This is a genomic window from Ignatzschineria indica (assembly GCF_003121925.1).
GTDB classification, from domain to species: Bacteria; Pseudomonadota; Gammaproteobacteria; order Cardiobacteriales; family Wohlfahrtiimonadaceae; genus Ignatzschineria; species Ignatzschineria indica.
Genome location: NZ_QEWR01000002.1, coordinates 909,453 through 930,028 on the forward strand (window position 1 = coordinate 909,453; position 20,576 = coordinate 930,028).

15 protein-coding genes are annotated in these 20,576 nt (G+C 42.1%); 5 read left to right on the forward strand and 10 right to left on the reverse strand.

Annotated elements, in window-relative coordinates; all coding sequences use genetic code 11:
- Window positions 1–1,017 carry a cytochrome d ubiquinol oxidase subunit II gene (locus tag DC082_RS04060; RefSeq protein WP_094566935.1) on the forward strand — a complete coding sequence of 339 codons (1,017 nt, stop codon included), beginning with the start codon at window positions 1–3 and terminating at the stop codon, window positions 1,015–1,017.
- Window positions 1,018–1,783: 766 nt separating this feature from the next.
- Here the strand turns inward: DC082_RS04060 and fbaA are convergent.
- A complete protein-coding gene (fbaA, locus tag DC082_RS04065; protein WP_094566934.1) occupies window positions 1,784–2,869 on the reverse strand; it encodes a class II fructose-bisphosphate aldolase in 1,086 nt (361 codons plus the stop codon).
- Window positions 2,870–3,248: 379 nt separating this feature from the next.
- Window positions 3,249–4,457: an aminotransferase class I/II-fold pyridoxal phosphate-dependent enzyme gene (locus DC082_RS04070; protein WP_109235862.1), complete on the reverse strand. Its 1,209-nt coding sequence runs from the start codon at window positions 4,455–4,457 to the stop codon at window positions 3,249–3,251.
- A 665-nt stretch (window positions 4,458–5,122) separates the two neighbouring features.
- Here DC082_RS04070 and typA point away from each other — a divergent pair.
- Entirely contained in the window at window positions 5,123–6,946 is a 1,824-nt protein-coding gene (gene typA / locus DC082_RS04075; protein ID WP_109235863.1) for a translational GTPase TypA, read from the forward strand.
- Between the two features lie 639 nt (window positions 6,947–7,585).
- On the opposite strand, the gene nagZ is transcribed toward typA, so the two are convergent.
- The 5 genes from nagZ to DC082_RS04100 all read right to left on the reverse strand — a co-directional run bounded on the left by nagZ (window position 7,586) and on the right by DC082_RS04100 (window position 12,260).
- Window positions 7,586–8,572: a beta-N-acetylhexosaminidase gene (gene nagZ / locus DC082_RS04080; protein ID WP_109235864.1), complete on the reverse strand. Its 987-nt coding sequence runs from the start codon at window positions 8,570–8,572 to the stop codon at window positions 7,586–7,588.
- Between the two features lie 71 nt (window positions 8,573–8,643).
- Window positions 8,644–9,450 (reverse strand): ferritin-like domain-containing protein, encoded by an 807-nt coding sequence (locus DC082_RS04085; protein WP_109235865.1) that lies wholly within the window; start codon window positions 9,448–9,450, stop codon window positions 8,644–8,646.
- A gap of 180 nt (window positions 9,451–9,630) precedes the next feature.
- Entirely contained in the window at window positions 9,631–10,665 is a 1,035-nt protein-coding gene (gene ruvB / locus DC082_RS04090; protein WP_109235866.1) for a Holliday junction branch migration DNA helicase RuvB, read from the reverse strand.
- 254 nt (window positions 10,666–10,919) lie between these two features.
- Window positions 10,920–11,735 carry a GTP cyclohydrolase FolE2 gene (gene folE2, locus DC082_RS04095; RefSeq protein ID WP_109235867.1) on the reverse strand — a complete coding sequence of 272 codons (816 nt, stop codon included), beginning with the start codon at window positions 11,733–11,735 and terminating at the stop codon, window positions 10,920–10,922.
- Between the two features lie 9 nt (window positions 11,736–11,744).
- On the reverse strand, window positions 11,745–12,260 hold the full coding sequence (locus tag DC082_RS04100) for an LPS-assembly lipoprotein LptE (RefSeq protein ID WP_109235868.1): 516 nt from the start codon (window positions 12,258–12,260) through the stop codon (window positions 11,745–11,747).
- Window positions 12,261–12,572: 312 nt separating this feature from the next.
- Here DC082_RS04100 and lpxL point away from each other — a divergent pair, with 312 nt between their 5' ends.
- From lpxL to fabB, 3 genes are all read left to right on the forward strand, one after another.
- Entirely contained in the window at window positions 12,573–13,484 is a 912-nt protein-coding gene (gene lpxL / locus DC082_RS04105; RefSeq protein ID WP_109235869.1) for an LpxL/LpxP family Kdo(2)-lipid IV(A) lauroyl/palmitoleoyl acyltransferase, read from the forward strand.
- 457 nt (window positions 13,485–13,941) lie between these two features.
- Window positions 13,942–14,457 carry a 3-hydroxyacyl-[acyl-carrier-protein] dehydratase FabA gene (gene fabA, locus DC082_RS04110; RefSeq protein WP_094567352.1) on the forward strand — a complete coding sequence of 172 codons (516 nt, stop codon included), beginning with the start codon at window positions 13,942–13,944 and terminating at the stop codon, window positions 14,455–14,457.
- A gap of 21 nt (window positions 14,458–14,478) precedes the next feature.
- Window positions 14,479–15,699, forward strand: a complete 1,221-nt coding sequence (gene fabB / locus DC082_RS04115) for a beta-ketoacyl-ACP synthase I (protein ID WP_109235870.1) — start codon at window positions 14,479–14,481, stop codon at window positions 15,697–15,699.
- A gap of 217 nt (window positions 15,700–15,916) precedes the next feature.
- Here the strand turns inward: fabB and DC082_RS04120 are convergent, their stop codons facing one another.
- From DC082_RS04120 to DC082_RS04130, 3 genes are all read right to left on the reverse strand, one after another.
- Window positions 15,917–17,581 carry a glycerol-3-phosphate dehydrogenase/oxidase gene (locus tag DC082_RS04120; RefSeq protein ID WP_109235871.1) on the reverse strand — a complete coding sequence of 555 codons (1,665 nt, stop codon included), beginning with the start codon at window positions 17,579–17,581 and terminating at the stop codon, window positions 15,917–15,919.
- Window positions 17,582–17,681: 100 nt separating this feature from the next.
- Window positions 17,682–19,187, reverse strand: coding sequence for a glycerol kinase GlpK (gene glpK / locus DC082_RS04125; RefSeq protein WP_109235872.1), 1,506 nt, complete (start codon window positions 19,185–19,187; stop codon window positions 17,682–17,684).
- 244 nt (window positions 19,188–19,431) lie between these two features.
- Window positions 19,432–20,280: an MIP/aquaporin family protein gene (locus tag DC082_RS04130; protein WP_109235873.1), complete on the reverse strand. Its 849-nt coding sequence runs from the start codon at window positions 20,278–20,280 to the stop codon at window positions 19,432–19,434.
- Between the last annotated feature and the right edge of the window lie 296 nt (window positions 20,281–20,576).

Genomic DNA, 20,576 nt, shown 5'->3' on the forward strand with positions numbered 1-20,576 from the left:
ATGGTTATGGATGCTGCAACAATACTTCCCGTTATCTTTGCCGGCCTAATGGCTGCCGCGGTCTTCTTCTATATCATCTTCGATGGTTATGATCTCGGCGTTGGTCTGCTCTTCCCTTTTATGAGAGAGCGTAGTGATCGCGATAAGATGGTGGCAACAGTCGACCCTTTCTGGGATGCGAATGAAACCTGGATCGTTCTTGGAATTGGAGTGATCTTTATCGCCTTCCCGAAAGCGTATGGCGATATCTTAGTATCGCTCTATATCCCTACTGTCTTGATGTTAGGTGGATTAATCCTCCGTGGAGCTGCCTTTGACTTTAGAAATACAGCACCTAAACATCGTCAACCGATGTGGGATGCGCTCTTCTGTTTTGGTGCCTATCTTGCAACTATGTCGCAAGGCATTATGATCGGCCTCTATGCAACAGGGCTTGAGCATACCATGGTTAACTGGATCTTTGCGGTCTGTGTCGGTATCGCACTCTGCTTTGGTTATGCGCTTTTAGGTTCAGCATGGCTGATCTTTAAATCAGATGGTCACGTTCGCCTCTTTGCAGCAAAAGCGATTCGTCACTCCATCGTGTTGGCTTTCTTAGCGATCGTTTTAGTCTCATTAGCGATGCCATATACTAGCGATGTGATCTTTAAGAAGTGGTTTACTATTCCAAACCTCTACTATTTAGCGCCAATCCCACTGCTCTGTGTCATTTTTGCCTTCATTATCTTTAGAAGTCTTAAATTTATCGAGCAAGATACAACCTATAAGCGTGACTGGGTACCCTATTTCCTTGCGGTATTAATTGTATTGTGTACCTTTATCGGCTTTGGTTACAGTATCTTCCCGGACATTATTATTGGAAAACTCAATATATGGGAAGCAAGTGCTGCACCTAAATCACTAGAGTTCACCCTCTGGGGAGTTGCGATTGTTCTACCACTGATTCTTCTCTACACATTCTATGTACATAAGATCTTCGGTGGGAAAATCCTTCACGATGAGCAGACTGGCTACTAATTAACGAAAGTAGATAAGAATAGATCGATATATCAACATCTATAGAAGAGGGGATCAGATGATCTCCTCTTTTTTATCGAAAAACAGAACAAATTCTCCTCGCACAATGCAATACCACTTATTTTCTTAAAAGATCTAGAAAGATCTATTGATACAAATATAGCTGAACTATTGCCGGAGATTACTACTACGGACATGCACCGGTGAAAAGAATGAAATGGTAAGCTCCCGTTCCTCCAACATCCCTCTTAAGAATGATTCATCAAAATAGCAAAGGCTGAACGCTGCCGGATCTCACTATCGCGCAGCTCCAAAAGCCACGCACCGGCAGTTGGCGATCTTCTATCGCCGGCACCTATTGTTTAACGACTGTTTAATAACTATTTAAAAGTTATTTAAATCATGTTTAATTATTTTCTCGGCATTAAAAATGCCAAACCGCGGGCATGCACTGGTGAAAAGAACAAAATGGTGGGTTCCCGCCCCTCCAAGAACCCTCTTATAGAATCAAATATAAAATAAAGAAATAAGCAGAAACTGTTGAACTTTATTCTTTTACTGGTGAATGTCGCGCTATCAAAAAAGCGATATATCCAAAGACATATCGCTCTTTTATCATTTTGATTACAATCTTTCTGATCATGCTGAATGATCTACCGCTGAATGATCTATTACTGAATCTGTAGCTGATTCCTTCTATTTCACTCTTAATAAATTAAGATTAAACCATGATTAAATAGAAGTTAAATACAAAGTTAAATACAGATTAGTTACGATTCATCGCGTTAAGATCTTCATAAGCAACTAAAACACGCTTCACGAGACTCTCTTGACCTTTACGTAACCAAGCACGTGGATCATAGTAAGATTTGTTAGGACCAAATGGATCTTCAGGGTTTCCTAACTGACTTTGGAGATAGCCTTCATTCGCTTTATAGTAGTCAAGAACGCCTTCCCACGTTGCCCATTGAGTATCAGTATCAATATTCATCTTAATGACACCATAGCTAATCGCTTCACGAATATCTTCTAAACTTGAACCTGATCCACCGTGGAAGACAAAATCGAGATGTTTTGCCGGAAGATTGAACTTCTCAGAGACATATTTTTGTGAGTTATCTAAGATTTCTGGTTTTAACTCAACATTTCCTGGCTTATAAACACCATGAACGTTACCGAATGATGCCGCAATTGTGAAGTGTGGACTCACTTTGCTCAACTCTTCATAAGCATAAGCAACATGTTCTGGTTGAGTATAGAGCAGCGCATTATCCACTGAAGTGTTATCAACGCCATCTTCTTCACCACCAGTAATACCTAACTCGATCTCAAGAGTCATTCCTAATTTATCGAGACGCTTAAGATACTCCACACAAGTTGCAATATTATCTTCTAATGACTCTTCTGATAAATCGATCATATGCGAGGAGAAGAGTGGCTTACCTGTCTCTTCAAAGAATTTTTCACCTGCTTCAAGAAGACCATCAATCCATGGGAGCAATTTTCTTGCCGCGTGGTCGGTATGAAGAATGACCGGCACACCATAAGCTTCCGCCATTGTGTGAACATGTTTCGCGCCTGATACAGCCCCTAAAACAGCGGCCTCATGACCACCATATCCTGGAAGCTTCAATCCACGACCGGCATAAAATTGTGCTCCACCATTGGAGAACTGGATAATCACAGGAGAGTTAGCTTTAGCCGCCGCTTCTAAAACCCCATTAATTGATTCTGTATTGACAACATTAATCGCCGGCAATGCGAAATTATTCTCTTTAGCAATTGCAAATACCTTTCGGACATCATCACCAAAGAGTACGCCTGGTTTCACCACATCAAGGACTTTAGCCATACTACAATTCTCCTACAAATAGTTTAAAAACAGCCTTATTCTACCCCGTCTAAGCTTCTAAATCTACCTATCCTAATGCTTAATTTTCCCTAAAGAGAATCCTCTATTTTCAAAAAGAGCTCATAAAACAGATCAAAAAATAGATCAAAAAATAGATCTTGAATCTATACTCAATCTCCTGCCGAAGGCAAGCATTAAAATCGAACTCAAAATCGATACCGAATATCGATCAGCGCTGAATCGACAAATAAAAAAATGAGCTGTAGAAAGTTACTATAACGCTACAGCTCATCTTTATTTTATCTCGCTTTTATCCCACATCTACCTTACTTTTATCACTTCGATAGAAGGGATCATCTAACTACTTTTTCGCTTCAAACTACGGTGCCACTACCAAGCCATCTTTAATAAACATCTGCCGTAGATTCTCTATCGCTTGTGCTGTTCTCTCATCATCGACAATAAGACCAAAACGCACATATCCTTCGCCCCCCTTACCAAAACCGATGCCGGGCGCTACCGCAACAGATGCCTCTTTAATCAGCTTTTCTGCAAACTTCATCGATCCCATGTCACGATAAGCATCAGGAATCTTAGCCCAAAGAAACATCGATGCTTTAGGCTTTTTAACATCCCAGCCGATCGATGAGAGTCCATCACACAATAGGTCACGTCGTGCCTGATAGCGTAGACGAACCTCTTCAACACACTCTTGCGGACCGGTGAGCGCTGCAACAGCTGCATGTTGAATCGGTGCAAAAGAGCCATAATCGAGATATGATTTAATCTTTGTCAAAGCACCAATCAAGGTTGGATTACCCACCATAAATCCGACACGCCAACCTGCCATATTGTAACTTTTAGAGAGCGTATAAGATTCAACAGCAATATCGATAGCACCTTCTACCTGTAAGATAGAGGGGGCTTGATAATCATCAAAAGAGAGATCAGCGTACGCTAAATCATGCACAATCCAGATACCATGCTCTTTTGCTAAAGCGACCATCCGCTCAAAGAAGGCAAGATCGACACACTCAGATGTTGGATTTGATGGGTAATTGAGAAAGAGCATCTTCGGCTTAACCGGACTATTCTCAATTGCAGCTCGAAGATTAGCTTCAAAATCATCTTCAGGACCTGCGGGTACATGAATCACAGTAGCGCCGGCAATAATCGGACCATAGGGATGGATAGGATAGGCAGGATCAGGCACTAAAACAACGTCCCCTTTATCTAATACTGCTAAGGTCAGATCTGCGAGCCCTTCTTTAGAGCCGATAGTATAGATCGCTTCACTATTAGGATCTAATTTGACCTGGTACTTTCTCTCATACCAATCACAGATCGCTTCTCTAACGGGAGCAATTCCTTTTGAGGCTGAATATCGATGATTGGCTCCTTCTTTTGCCGCTGCTGTTAATGCATCAACAATATGCGCAGGGGTTGGCTGATCGGGATTTCCCATCCCAAAATCAATAACATCTTTTCCTGCTGCCGCAGCTTCTGCCTTTAGCTCATCAATCACACTAAAGACATAAGGAGGGAGTAGTTCAAGACGCTTGAACTCAGTAGAAGGTTGCTTTGACATGATATTCCTCATCAATAAAACAGAATAATAAAATGGTGTATAAATTGGGTGGTCTACAATTAGTGTTATAAAAATAATAGCTTCGACAGCGGTGATCAATAGACTCAAGCTCAGAGACTGACATCGATATTGACAGCGTAGATATCGACACAGTATTAATGCATTGAATTTAAATGAAATGATCTCTCAACATTTATTGAGAGCCTCATAAAATCTCATATCAGTTTCACATCAGTCTTATATAAGGTTAAGGCTCACTTAAATCTTGAAAAGTTTCTGTTGAACGCTTTATTCTTTATTGTTATCGAACATTAAAAAGAGGCTCGCTAAATGAGAGTCCCTCTATCGCAAATTACTAGTGATTATCGAAGTTGTCAATCATCTGATAAAGACAATTTATTTTGTAAATAAATCCCCACTCAATTCTTTCCCAAAAACGACTTCCCAAAATAGAAAAAAATTGATTTTTAATGATATTTTCAACGATATCGAATGTTTGCTAGAAGAATCAAACGCCCCGCTTCATAAAATAAATTAACTCAAAAAATAATCAAAAAGTGCGTTATAATACAGCCCTCGAAAGATAGATAATCTCAATAGAATCGCCCTACCCTCAAGATCATATTTGAGGCTTCGCTGGGCATCAATGATAAAAGAAAGTGAAAATGATAGATAAATTAAGAAACATAGCCATCATCGCCCACGTTGACCATGGTAAAACAACCCTGGTTGACCAACTCCTCAGAAGTTCAGGAACTTTTGGTGAGCGTGAAGAGGTTGCGGATCGCGTCATGGATTCGAACCAAATCGAAAAAGAGCGAGGAATTACGATCCTCTCTAAAAATACCGCTATCAACTGGAATGGATACCGTATCAATATCGTAGATACTCCAGGACATGCGGATTTTGGGGGCGAAGTTGAGCGTGTTCTCTCGATGGTTGACTCGGTATTACTCCTCGTTGACTCAGTAGAGGGCCCAATGCCTCAAACCCGCTTTGTAACACAAAAAGCGTTTGCGATGGGTTTTAAACCGATCGTTGTCATCAATAAAATTGACCGACCTGGCGCACGTCCTGATTGGGTATTAGATCAAACATTTGAACTCTTCGATAATCTTGGTGCTACAGATGAGCAACTCGATTTCCCAGTTGTCTATGCATCAGGAATTAATGGTTATGCAGGCCTTACCGATGATGTTCGTAGTGGTGACTTTGAGCCACTTTTCCAAGCAATTATTGATCATGTACCTGCACCTGATGTTGAGGTTGATGCACCTTTTCAATTACAGGTTTCATCACTCGATTATAACTCTTATGTCGGTGTAATCGGTGTTGGTCGTATTAAACGTGGTAAAGTTCATAAAAATATGAACGTGACCGTTATCGATCGTGAAGGCAAAAAACGTAATGGTAAAATTCAACAGATCTTAGGTTTCCATGGCCTTAATAAAATTGAATTTGAATCAGCACAAGCAGGTGACATCATCAGCTTTACCGGGCTCGACCCCCTCTTTATCTCAGATACAATTTGTGATCCACAACATGTCGAAGCGTTACCACCTTTAGCTGTCGACGAGCCAACCGTTTCGATGATGATTCAGGTCAACACTTCACCTTTTGCGGGTAAAGAGGGTAAGTTTGTCACCTCACGCCAAATTAAAGAGCGTCTTGAAGAGGAACTCATCCATAACGTTGCTCTTCGGGTTGAAGCAACAGATAATGCCGATGTTTTCAAAGTATCAGGTCGTGGAGAACTCCATCTCTCTGTTCTTATTGAAAATATGCGTCGTGAAGGTTATGAAATGGCTGTCGGTCGTCCACAAGTTATTATTCGTGAGGAAGATGGCGTTAAGATGGAACCCTATGAAACATTGATGTTTGATATTGAAGAGCAACATCAAGGGGATATCATGGAGCAGATGGGGAACCGTTTTGCTGAACTGCAAAATATGGTGCCGGATGGTAAAGGACGTATTCGTCTCGAATATATGATTCCTTCACGCGGTTTGATCGGTTTCCAAACAGAGTTTATGACCTTAACAAGTGGTACAGGACTGATGTTCCATAACTTCGATCATTACGGTCCACTTAAAAAAGGATCTGTCGGTCAGAGAAAAAATGGTGTCTTAATCTCTAATGGACAAGGTAAAGCACTTGCTTATGCCCTCTTCAACCTACAAGAGCGCGGACGCCTCTTTGCAAGTCATGGAGATGAGATCTATGAAGGTCAAGTGATCGGTATTCATAGCCGTGATAACGACCTCGTTGTCAATGCGTTAAGAGCAAAGCAACTGACCAATATTCGTGCTGCCGGAACCGATGAAGCATTAACATTAACAACACCGGTAAAATTAACCTTAGAGCGCGCTATTGAATTTATCGATGATGATGAGTTAGTGGAAGTAACGCCAAAATCGATCCGTATCCGTAAACGCTATCTTACAGAAGCGGATCGCCGTAAGCATCAACGCGCAACAAAAGATATCTAAAGGATATCTAGAAAAAGGCTAGAAGAGGGCTAGAAGCGATATAAAAGATAACGGGCTCTCACTAAAAGCTGATCTCTAATGACCATATTTCAACTTTGAAAAATCAAAAAATTGATCAGAAAGCAAATTAAAACCGCTCATTCATTGAGCGGTTTTTTTATTTATTAACAGGGATAACTACTTCTAAAAATCCTATTTAAATTCAATAAGTTATATTAAAATAGATTTTCTACCCCCTTTATCCCACAACTATGATCAAGTTGTCCTTATAGTTATCCACAGAAAATGTGCATATCTCCCCCAAAAAGGGGATAACCCATCTTAGCAAGAGATTCATATTTTAAAGGTTTAGAATTGAGATCAGAAAAACCTAAAATAGGATTTGCTTATTTTTTAAGCAAATATAAGCCAATTAATCACAGGCTTAAAACCCTCTATTTCCAATGCTTTTGAGAGTTATCGACTTTATCCCACAGCTATGATCAAGTTGTCCTTATAGTTATCCACAGAAAATGTGCATATCCCACAACTTATCCCAAAAGAGTTTTATTGCCCTCTTTTTTACCTCTTTTACCTTTTTTACCTTTTTGCTGCTCTTCATCTCTCTTTTCCGCTCTATTAGATAGAGAGCCATTCTGGTCAATCAGCGGTTAATAACTCCCGAATCGCTTGAAAATCATTACAGAGAAGTACAATATCGATACCGGCAGAAAAACAACGATCAACCTTCTCTTTTACAGATCCTAAATGGCTCGCTCCTCCCATATCAAGATCATCACTAATAATGGCGCCCTGAAAAGCAAGCTCCTCACGGAGATATCGGAGCCATTTCTCTGAAGAGATAACGCTATTATCAGCATCGAGTGCCGTAAAGATAATATGTGCCGGCATCAATGCCTCTATGCCAGCATCAATCAGCGCCCGAAAAGGTTTAAGATCTCGCTCTTCTAAGAGCGTTAAAGGCCGATCATCTTGCGCAATGGCAACATGAGTATCGATATTGACAAAACCATGCCCAGGAAAGTGTTTGGCAACACCAACCGATCCTGCCGCCTTCACTCCTCGATAAAAAGCGAGAACAAGCTCAGTCACAGCGGTAGGATCATAATGAAAAGCGCGATCACCAATGGCAGGATTAACTCCATAATCGATATCACAAACAGGGGCATAACTAAAGTCAACACCTACCGCGATAAGCTCTGATGCCATGATCGATCCCAATTGATAAGCCTCAGACAGCGCAGCGTCTCTTGATTGATCATAAAGCCTCCCTAACTCCCGCATAGGGGGCAGCTGAGTAAAGCCTTCACGAAAACGCTGTACACGTCCCCCCTCATGGTCAACAGAGATCAATAGCTCAGGATTAATCTCCCGTATCTCAGCTGTTAATGCTGTCAATTGTTGCTTATCTTGATAATTACGGCTAAAGAGTATTACGCCGGCAACATCTTTATGCGCTAGCCATCTCCTCTCCTCTATTGTCAATTTAATACCCGAGAGTCCGATAAAGAGCCCCTGTTTTAATGCTAATAGCCTTGATCTTATCGAAGAGACAATCTCTCCTTTCAACGCCGGATAATCTCTATCCGCTATCGTCTTCTTTTTTCTCACACTCTCTTCTCTCATCTTCTTTCCCACCCTTTTTCAAGTTTTTTAATATCTCGTCTAATCACAACCCTACCTGCACTCTCCGAAATCTAAAGATCGATCGACTCTACAAGATAATCGATCTCCTCTTGGGTAAATCCTGAACGAAGGCGTGCTTCAATATTAAAGGGGGGCTTTAAAGTCTGCCCATACTCTTCAATTAAGGAAAAGAAGGTCTCTTTAGGGGGCAAATGACGTTGCTCACAGAGATAACGATACCAACGATTCCCCACCAAAACATGAGATTCCTCCTCTTTGAGGATAATTTTTAGCAGAGCAACAACCTCATCTTGACCATTGAGTGTAAGGCGCTCAATAATTCCCGGCGTAACATCTAATCCTCTCGCTTCTAAAACTCGCGGCACTAATGCCATCCGAATAAGGGGGTCATGCGCCGTTCTTTCGGCAGAATCCCAGAGTCCATTATGCGCATCATAAGCACCATAAAAAGAGCCTTCTGACTCTAAATATTGCGCTAACATCCGAAAATGGCGCACTTCATCTTTCGCGACCAACAACCAATCATGATAAAACTGCACCGGCATCTGCCGAAAACGGTAAGCGGCATCAAGCCCAAGATTAATCGCATTAAACTCGATATGACAGATAGCATGAACAAGCGCTAAAACACCTGCCTTAGAACCTAAACGCCGGCGTGGCACCTCTTGAGGCGAAACTAAACGAGGAAGCTCCGGTCGTCCTGCAGGAATCACTCCCATGACATCTTGATCGGGATAAGGCTCTATCTCTCCACTTAATAACTGATCATAGAGATGATCAACCTTTTCACACTTTTCTTCAGCATCTGTTGTATAGAGCGCATCCTCTACAACCGTATAAAAATCTCTCTTTACCATCACTCACTTAACTCGCTTATCCTGCTAACTCACAATATTGCTTCATAACTAGCATAGTTATATTCCTATATGCCTATATGCCTATATGCCTATATTGCTATATTGCAAATACTTTCTAGATGCTTTCTAGAGACCTTCTCCATATCTGCATCTAATCTTCCATAATGCCAATCCTATCCCTTATGAGATATCGCCAATATCCTCTTCCGGCAGATCCACCGCAAGACCAAAATATTGATGGCAGAGCTGTGTGGCAACACGTCCTCGAGGAGTACGCATAATAAACCCTTCCTGAATCAAGAAGGGCTCAATCATATCTTCTAATGTTCCCTTCTCTTCACCTAAAGCCGCCGCTAAAGTATCGATACCTACAGGCCCACCATCAAATTTTTCCACAATCAGGCGAAGAAAATTACGGTCATGCTCATCTAACCCGGCATTATCGATATCAAGCATTGCTAATGCTGATCGGGCGATCTCAATAGTAATATCACCATCTGCTTCAACCTCTGCCACATCGCGTACGCGGCGTAAGAGGCGATTAGCAATTCTCGGAGTTCCACGAGAACGACGTCCAATCTCATAAGCGCCCTCCTCAGTAATGGAAGCCCCCAATAAGCGCGCTGATCGTTTTACAATCTCTGTTAACTCTTGATGGGTGTAGAACATTAAGCGAGATACAATCCCAAATCGATCGCGCAGTGGTGAGGAGAGAAGCCCTGCTCGCGTCGTCGCACCAATAAGCGTAAATGCTGGAAGATCGATCTTAACCGAACGTGCCGCCGGACCTTCACCAATCATAATATCGAGTTGATAATCCTCCATTGCCGGATAGAGCACCTCTTCTACTGCTGGATTGAGACGATGGATCTCATCGATAAAGAGAATATCGTTATCCTCTAAACTCGTTAAAATTGCGGCAAGATCACCCGCTTTTTCTAAAATAGGGCCTGAAGTCTGCTTTAAACCAACGCCCATTTCATGAGCAATAATATGAGCTAGCGTTGTCTTTCCTAAACCTGGAGGACCAAAGAGCAAGACGTGATCGAGTGCCTCTTCACGCTTGACTGCCGCCTGAATAAAGATGCTCAACTGCCTCCGAATCGGTGCTTGTCCGGTATAGTCTGCCAATTTTTTAGGACGAATCGCACGATCTATCACCTTCTCTTCTGCTAAGGGTTGATCACTCACTATTAACCGATCTGACTCTAACATCTATACCTCTTTCTTTACGATCATCATATCTATTCATGCATCTACTCGATTCTCTCTTCGACTCTATTGAGCTCTTCATGTCGAAAGAGATAAGAATGCTCCACAAGCGCCTATTCTAACAAAAAGGCGCATCTGAAGAGGTAATAAAAAAAGAGATGAGTGCGTTACCATATTCACACATCTCATCTCTTTTAATAATTACCCGACAATCACTCAGCCGGCACTCGGGCATCTCTCACCGAAAGTTAAAAATGCTAAAAGGTATAATTGACCTTTGCGTAAGCTTGATGATTATGGATCGATTCAAAATTCTCTGATTGTACAGAAAATGCTATAAGATCCTGACGCTCCCTTAGGAGTACAACAAGATCACGCACCAGATCCTCTACAAATCGAGGCGTCTTATAAGCCATCTCTGTCACATACTTCTCATCAGGACGCTTCAATAGTGGGTAGAGTCTCGATGAGCCAACTGACTCCATCTCCATCAATAATTGATCGATATCGATCGCTTCAAAACCTGCTCGGTCACGAAATTGTAGCGCAATCGTTAAGTGTGAACGCTGAGAGTGAGCACTAAACTCTGAGATCTCTTTAGAACAGGGGCAAAGACTGGTTACCGGCGCCATAAGACGTAATTCATAGTGCGATTCTCCGGGATCTGAATGGTTCGATTCAGCTACAATTTCACAATTGAAATCCATTAGGCTCTTTGCCTGAGAAACGGGTGCAGTTCGAGTAAAGAAGAGCGGAAATTTCAACTCTATCTGCGCTTTCTCTGCATCTAATTTCTCTTCTAAAGAATTTAGTAATGTCGTTACACGTTCAAGTGAAAAGGGTTTCTCTAAACGATCCCACACCTCAATAAAGCGAGACATATGGGTCCCTTTTCGCTCTTTTTGCAATGTTACTGTAAAGGCCGCTTCCATCACACTATGTTGAGATTGCCCCCCATTACTAAACTCAATGGGAAGGCGCAAGCCACTGATTCCCACTTGTGAAATCTCCACATTGCGCCCATCTTCATAGGCCTGCACATCTTTAATAGCAGTTACATCTCCGTTTGTCACAAAATCTCCCTATTGCTTAGCTTTCATCACTGCAATTAATCTTCTAATAAATACTCGACTTAAGTCATCTGCAAGATCGCGTCTAATCGCGGCCTCTGCTGTTGTCTTTGCAAGTGGCTCCCTCTCATCGATAGAGAAGTCCCGTGAACGGGTGAAACGACTCATGGGAAGAATCACCCCACCTTGAGAATCTGTCACCTTAATTTGTGCGAAGGTATCGGTTGTATAACTTCGTCGCGCACCATTTAAGCTACTTGCTGTTACCCGTGTATCATATCCCTCATCAATATCGATAATGAGATCGGCATCTTCTCGATTATTCACAAATCGTAACTCAGAACCGAGTTGTCGCTTAAGATAAAACTCCACACTATCCCGAGAGTATGCAGGACCATTATTCTCTACAAATGCACTCTGATACGCCTCTGGAAATGAGACATTGCCCCGTAAATGGAAACCACATCCTGCTAATACCACCAAAAACCCTAACATTAAAAGGGCTCTTCTACCTATCTCTAATCTCATTATCTGTTACCTGCTATAGGGTATAAAACAACTTGATTAAAATCAAAGTTTACCTGTTTTTTACCGCTCAATTTTTACCCATCTTTACCACGATATTGAGTGAGAGGAAAGTGAGACTCCATCAACGACGCAATCATCTCCTCAAAAAGTGGTGATCTCTCCCTCTTTTCAAAAAGGAAGTTCTGCGTATTATAGCGGATCGAGCAGGAGATCTCTCTCAATAAATTTAGCCAATTCTTAAGTCGTTCCTATAACAGCCGGTGACAAAACTGTTATAATCTACCCTCTTTCATATAGGCTATTATTAGAACTATGGATAAACACACCATACCGAAAGCTTCTGACCACAAGTTATTAGCAACAGGTATCTTTCTTGCAAAAATGATTGCGCATCTTCCCCTCCCTTTTCTCCTCTTTCTAGGAAGAATAGCCGGCAGATGCTCCTACTATATTGCTAAAAGTCGACGTAAAATCATTCAACGAAATGTTGAACTCTGCTTTCCTGAGCTCGATCATGCTGCACAAAAAAAGTTAGTCAAAGAGAACTTTCTCTCTATGGGAATGGCCATTTTTGAGGTGATTATTGCGTGGTATATGCCCAAAAAACAGCTTGAAAAACATCTAGTTTATGAAGGATTAGAGAATTTAGAGGCTTTTGAAAAGAGTGGCAAGGGTGCGCTTCTCCTTACGCTTCATATGACACCTTTAGAGCTAGGCGGTCGAGCGATCTCCTTTAAAACAAAGGTTCGTGGTATGTATCGTCCTCATGAAAATGAGTATTATGAGTATGTACAATATAAGGGGCGCTTTGATCAATCTGGCTTAGAGCCGATCACCCGAGATGAGACCCGTAGAATGATTAAACTCCTTCGAAGTGGCGATCTGATCTGGTACGCCCCCGATCAAAATTATGGTAGTACCGATCATGTCTTTATCCCCTTCTTTGGTGTTAAAGCGCTCACTATTACCGCAACATCGACCCTCTGCCGTTTAGGAAGAGCGGTGGCGCTTCCTTACTATGTGATCCGTAAAGGTAATCGATACCACATCAAAATTTTACCCATGCTTGAGAACTTTCCCACCAAAGATCTTAAAGCAGATACGCTTCGAATCAACCAGATGTTTGAATCTTGGATTTTAGAAGCGCCGGAACAATATCTCTGGGCTCATCGCCGTTTTAAAACTCGCCCTAAAGGGGAGCCTGATCTCTATAAAGATCTCTAGAGAAAAGATCTATAGAAGCGCTCTAGGGTAGCGATATAGAGATATAGAGATATAGAGATATAGAGATAAGAACAACCCAATTGACCTTCAAAGAAGAGTACTCTGAAAGCAGTCGATAAGATCGATATTAGTAGAACCTGTGATAGGTCAATATCTCATCCCCATATCGCTGTAGTATCGTGGGAATATTGTGAAAAGATCATGAAAGGATCGTAAAAGATCATAGGAATATCGTAAGAATATTATTAAAAATAGAGGATAAAGCATCCCTGATATGGAATCAGGCTAACTCTTCATCCTTTTTTTAGGTATAATCGCAACTTAGAAATTATTTTAGCTCAACGTTATTTGCGATTGCAGCATGATCGCTAAATGGGACTTCAAAATAGAAACTCCCATGTTGGGCGATAACTCTAACTCTGTACAATTTCATAGGATTTAATTAGACGTGACAAGAATTACAACACAATCAAGCTTCACTTATGATGAGCTTATCGAATGCGCAAAAGGCAACCTTTTTGGAGAAGGAAATGCACAACTTCCGATGCCACCGATGCTGATGATCAGTCGCATTGTCTCCATCACTGAAGATGGCGGTAAATATGGTAAAGGTTCCATCACAGCTGAGCTTGACCTTAGTCCTGACCTCTGGTTCTTCCCTTGTCATTTTATTGGTGATAGCGTTATGCCGGGTTGCCTAGGATTAGATGCAATGTGGCAACTTGTTGGATTTTATCTTGGCTGGATGGGCGGAAAAGGTCGTGGACGCGCCCTTGGAGCTGGAAATGTAAAATTCACAGGACAAGTTCTTCCATCTGCGAAGAAAATCACTTACAACATCCATATGAAGCGTGTTATTTTAAGATCTTTGACCATGGGTATTGCTGATGCAACGATGGAAGTTGACGGCAAAGAAATCTACGTAGGAGAAGATCTAAAAGTTGGCCTTTTCACGCAGACAGACAACTTTTAATTTTTTGGAGGAATCTTATTCATGAAACGTGTTGTTATAACAGGCCTTGGTATTGTGTCGAGCATCGGCAACAATAAAGATGAGGTCTTACAATCGCTCCTCAATACACAATCTGGAATCAAGTTCTCAGAAGAGATGGCTGAACTTGGTTTTCGCTCGCATGTTCATGGAGCGATCAATATTGATTTAGCATCTCAGATCGATCGACGTCACTTCCGCTTTATGGCAGATGCAGCAGCTTATGCTTATATTGCAATGAAAGAGGCGATCGAAGACTCAGGATTAACTGAGGAAGAGGTCTCAAATCCGCGTACAGGTTTGATTGTTGGCTCTGGCGGAGCATCAACTAAGAACCAGATCGATAGTATCGATATTTTACGCAAAAATGGCGCTACAAAGCGTATCGGCCCCTATATGGTAACAAGAACCATGGGATCAACCGTTTCTGCTTGTTTAGCGACACCATTTAAGATCAAAGGTTTGAACTACTCCATCAGTTCAGCATGTGCAACTTCCATCCACTGTATCGGTAATGCTTATGAGCAGATTCAGATGGGGAAACAGGATGTTGTTTTTGCCGGAGGCGGTGAAGAGCTCCATCCTTACATGAGCGCAATGTTTGATGCAATGGGCGCACTCTCTTCAAAATATAATGATCGCCCTTCTGTGGCATCGCGTGCTTATGATAAAGATCGTGATGGCTTTGTGATCTCTGGCGGTGGCGGTATCGTTGTTGTTGAAGAGTTAGAACATGCGCTTAAACGTGGCGCTAAGATCTATGCTGAAATTACAGGCTATGGTGCAACTTCTGATGGTTACGATATGGTTGCTCCAAGTGGTGAAGGTGCTGAACGTTGTATGCGTATGGCGCTAGAAACGGTCGATGGTGAAATTGACTATATCAATACACACGGTACCTCTACACCCGCAGGCGACATTCCTGAAATGAAAGCGATTGCAAATGTCTTTGGCGATAAGATTCCTCCTATCAGCTCTACAAAATCGTTAACAGGTCACGCACTCGGTGCTGCCGGCGTTAATGAGACGATCTACTGTCTCTTAATGATGCAGAATAACTTCATCACAGAGAGCGCACATATCGATGAGGTTGACCCTGCACTTGTGGACTTCCCCATTGTTCGTAAGCGTATTGATGATGCGAAAATTGATCATATCCTCAATAATGGTTTCGGCTTTGGAGGAACAAACTCCTCACTCGTATTGAGCCGTTATAAAGGTTAGAACTTGATAAGTGCTTAATGAATAAGTGCTTAATGAGAATTCAATGAGAGATGAATCAAAGAGCGTTGCTACTTAAAGACTCTCTCACTCAATAGAAGAAGAGCCCATCTATTAAAGATGGGCTCTCTTTTTTCTATCACTAGCGATCTATTCGCAGATAGGAGTTAAACTTATAGCTAGACTTATAACTAGGCTTAAAGCTTAACTTAAAATTTAACTAAAGCACCGGGAAGGCAGCGGTATCTGCTATATATTGATCCATTCGCGCTTCCATCGCCTGCTTCTGCTCTCCATCCCAAGCGAAAGCTTCTGCCATCTTCTCAATAACCGCTCTCTTCTCACGCTTAACAGCATCGATATTGAAAAAGAGATTCCCTGTTCGACGAATCAAGAAATCATCAGGATAGAGAATACCTTCATAATTGAGTGCATACCAGAGTCGAAGTGCCGTAAGCCGCGATAATTCAGGCTTATCTTGGTAGGGATTTTCTTTAAAGTGATCAAAAAGAATCTTAGAATTTGTCCCATAATAGCGCGCAACAAAGTGGCTCTCGGCCTCATTTAAACCCGCATCGATTCCATATTGAGTCTGCGCTTTAACATAAGCAGGAAATTGTGCCGATCCTCCCACATCACCCCCGGACACAGGCAGATGCTTTGTTCGGCAGCCGGCAAAACTTAAGTGATAATCTCGCTTTAAAACATCACTTAAACGATCGACGATCTCCTCGGCCATATGACGATAGCCCGTTAATTTACCACCGGCAATGGTTAAAAGACCGGTATCAGATTCCCAAATCTCATCTTTTCGCGAGATCTCCGATGGATTTTTCCCCTCTTCCCAAATAAGCGGGCGAATGCCAGCCCATGAAGATTCAATATGCTCTTTACCTAGTTTGATAGTTGGGAACATATAGTTCACTGCATCTAAGATGTAATCCCGATCTGCTTCTGTTGCAATAGGATGCGCTTTATCGGCCTCATAGACTGTATCCGTTGTTCCGATATAGGTTTTACCATCACGCGGAACTGCAAAAATCATCCGTTTATCATTCTCTGTGTCAAAATAGACCGCTTGCTTAAGAGGAAAGTGTGCTTGATCCACCACTAAATGGATCCCTTTTGTTAAACGTAGATGCTTATTATTGGCCTTACCACGATCGAGCTTCCGCATCTCATCAACCCAAGGGCCTGTCGCATTGATTACCTTTTTCGCCTTAATTGTAAATGTGTGATCTGTCACAAGATCAGTTGCCTCAATACCACTAACTCGATTCTGCTCATCATAGAGAAAACTTATCGCTTTTGCATAATTGAGCACTGTAGCACCCAGCTCTATCGCTTTCTTCATCACCTCAATCGTTAAACGCGCATCATCTGTACGATACTCAACATAGTAACCGGCACCAATTAAACCCTCCTGCTTTACAAGAGGTGCTTTTTTAATGGTCTCTTCTCGACTCAACATCGTTCGGCGCTCATCCCGTTTTACACCTGCTAAAAAGTCATACATCATCAGACCGATAGAGGTGGAAAATGGACCAAATGTCCCCCCCTTATGAAGAGGAAGCAACATCCACTCCGGCGTTGTCACATGTGGACCATTCTCGTAAACTACGGCTCGTTCACGGCCAGAATTACGGACTACAGAGATCTGCAACTGCTTTAAGTAACGTAAGCCGCCATGAATCAGTTTGGTAGAACGGCTACTTGTCCCGGCAGCAAAATCTTGCATCTCTACTAGAGCGACCTTCATCCCTCTCTGTGATGCATCTAACGCAATTCCGGCACCTGTAATTCCGCCTCCAATGACCACAACATCATATGTTTCCGCTTCGAGCTTCTCAATAATTTCTTGTCGATCTAAAGCTGAAAACCTCATAAGTTACTCCTTTTGATACATCACAATGTATCGATATTCAAAATGAGAGAAGCAGTAGATCTTCTACCACTTCTCAAAGATCTATTTTATCGCACTCTGATCACTCGCACGAATCAACTTTAAAAGCTTGGGTTGCTTTAATTGCACACTTCCAGCCGCGATAGAGCCTTTGGCGAGTCTCATCATCCATAACAGGTTGATATTTCTGATCTAAAGCCCAGATCTGATCAATCTCATCTATGGATTCCCAATAACCGACAGCAAGCCCGGCAAGATAAGCGGCACCAAGCGCCGTTGTTTCACTAATCTTAGGTCGATCAACCTCTACCCCTAAAATATCACTCTGGAACTGCATCAAAAAGTTATTGAGGGAAGCGCCACCATCGACCCGTAATGAGCTAAGCTCAAGCCCAGCATCTTGCTCCATCGCTTTAAGAACATCACACGCTTGATAAGCGATCGACTCCAATGTCGCACGGATAAAGTGCTCCTTCTCTGTTCCTCGGGTAATACCAAAGATCGCCCCACGCGCATCGGGATCCCAGTAAGGGGTTCCTAAGCCCACAAATGCCGGCACAACATAGACACCATTGGTGGAATCGACACGATTTGCATACCCTTCAGAGAGATCTGCTCGTTGAAACATTCGCAACCCATCTCTAAGCCATTGTACCGCCGATCCTGCAACGAAGATCGATCCTTCTAGCGCATATTGGACTTTACCATCGATCCCCCATGCTAATGTTGTCAATAGCCCATTATCGGAACGAACCTGCTTCTCCCCTGTATTCATCAACATAAAACAGCCCGTTCCATAGGTATTTTTAGCCATTCCCTCTTTAAAGCAGGCTTGCCCAAAGAGTGCTGCTTGCTGATCTCCAGCAGCTCCGGAGATTGTCACCTCTTCCCCAAAAAAGTGTTGCGGTGATGTTGTTCCATAAATTTCTGAGGAGGAGCAGACTTTTGGTAAAATAGATGCCGGCACATTGAGAAGCTCAAGTAACTCTTCATCCCACTTCAGATCATAGATGTTATACATCAAAGTACGACTTGCATTGGAGTAATCGGTCACATGCGCCGCCCCTCCTGTCAATTTCCAGATAATCCAAGTATCGATCGTTCCAAAGAGTAACTCTCCTCGTTCAGCACGCTTACGTGCGCCCTCGACTCGATCTAAAATCCAAGCAGCTTTTGTTCCGGAGAAATAGGGATCAATCAATAAGCCCGTCTTTGCCCTAAAGGTCTCTTCATGCCCTGCTTTTCGCAATGAGTCGCAGATCTTTTCTGTTTGTCTCGATTGCCATACAAGCGCATTATAGATCGGTAGTCCCGTTACTTTATCCCAGATAACGGTGGTCTCTCGCTGATTGGTAATACCGATAGTTGCAATCTGCTTAGGGCTGATACTATTTTCCGCTAAAACTTCTGTAATTACCGATAAAACAGAGGCCCAAATCTCTGTTGGATCATGCTCGACCCAACCTGGCTGAGGGAATATTTGCCGAAACTCTTTCTGAGATGTCCCTTTGATATTTCCCATTTTATCGAAGATAATTGCGCGGGTACTTGTGGTTCCTTGGTCAATTGCCATTACATACTTTTGCATAGCGGCTCCTTTTATCGATTCTATTATCATGATGAGATCTCAAGCCAATATTATTGCGGCGTTAGAGAACAATCCTCATCACTCTACTCATTACTTTTTTACTTCTTTTACTTCTTTTACTTCTTTCTGCTTCTTTTCTGCTTCTTTTTGTTTTCACTTTTACTTCTATTCTCTCTCGATACCGATCACTATCGATCACTATCAATCATTATCACTAGTGTCGATAGAGTAGCGTCTAATATCATTAATATTGATCAGGACTAACTTCTAAGGAGTCTGCTTTTTCCCCTCTCTTTCGAGCATAACGAAGAAGCGCCCACATAGCGCCCACTCCAATCACAAGCCAAATTAGACTCTCAAGAATCCCCATCGTATTACCGGCACCTTCTCTGTAGAAAAGTCCGTATAACCCTGCTCCTAAAATTGTCCCTACCATTGGCCCTAATACAGGTACAAATGCATACCCCCAGTTTGAATCTGTCTTCCCAGGAATAGGTAGTAATGCATGCATAATTCGAGGCCCTAAATCACGAGCGGGGTTGATCGCATATCCTGTTGTTCCCCCTAAACTAAGGCCAATCGCCATAATTAGGAAACCAACAACGACAGGTTGCAATCCACCGGTAAACTCATTAATACCGACAAAAAGAATAGCAAACATTAAAATGGCAGTACCAATAATCTCGGAAATAACGTTATTGGGATAATCCTCAATTGCCGGCGTTGTACAGAAGATATCTCGCTTTGCAATTGCATTTTCTGTCACCGCAAAGTGTGGCTTAAAGTGACGCCAAACAAGGTATGCCCCTAACATCGCTCCTAACATCTGTCCGATGATATAACCGATAACATGAACCCAAGGAAACTTTCCGGCAATCGCTAATCCCACCGTTACTGCAGGATTAAAGTGCCCACCACTATATTTCCCAACCGCATAGATTGCGAGCATTACAGCAAATCCCCACCCCATAATAATCACAATCCAACCACCACCAGCCGCTTTTGACCGATTGAGGACGACGTTTGCAACAACACCTCCTCCAAAAAGAATCATCACTGCGGTTCCTATCAGCTCTGCTATATAACTTGGCATATTCTCTCCTTTTATCTGTCGAAGGATCTTACCGTTTTTAAAACGCCCCTAAAGATCACTCAACATTACTATCTAATGATCTGTTTACGATAGCAAAAAAGCGCAATTTCACCATGATCTATTTCAAAAATAGATCCAAAAATTCATTCTATTTATCTTTTATTAACAGAAAACTTACTAAAACACCTCAATAAAAATGATTGATAACAATCATAAGAAAAAATAATCAAGTAGTTACTTTAATATGCGCAAAATAACTCCAATAAATACTACCACTAGAGAAATAAGACAAAAAA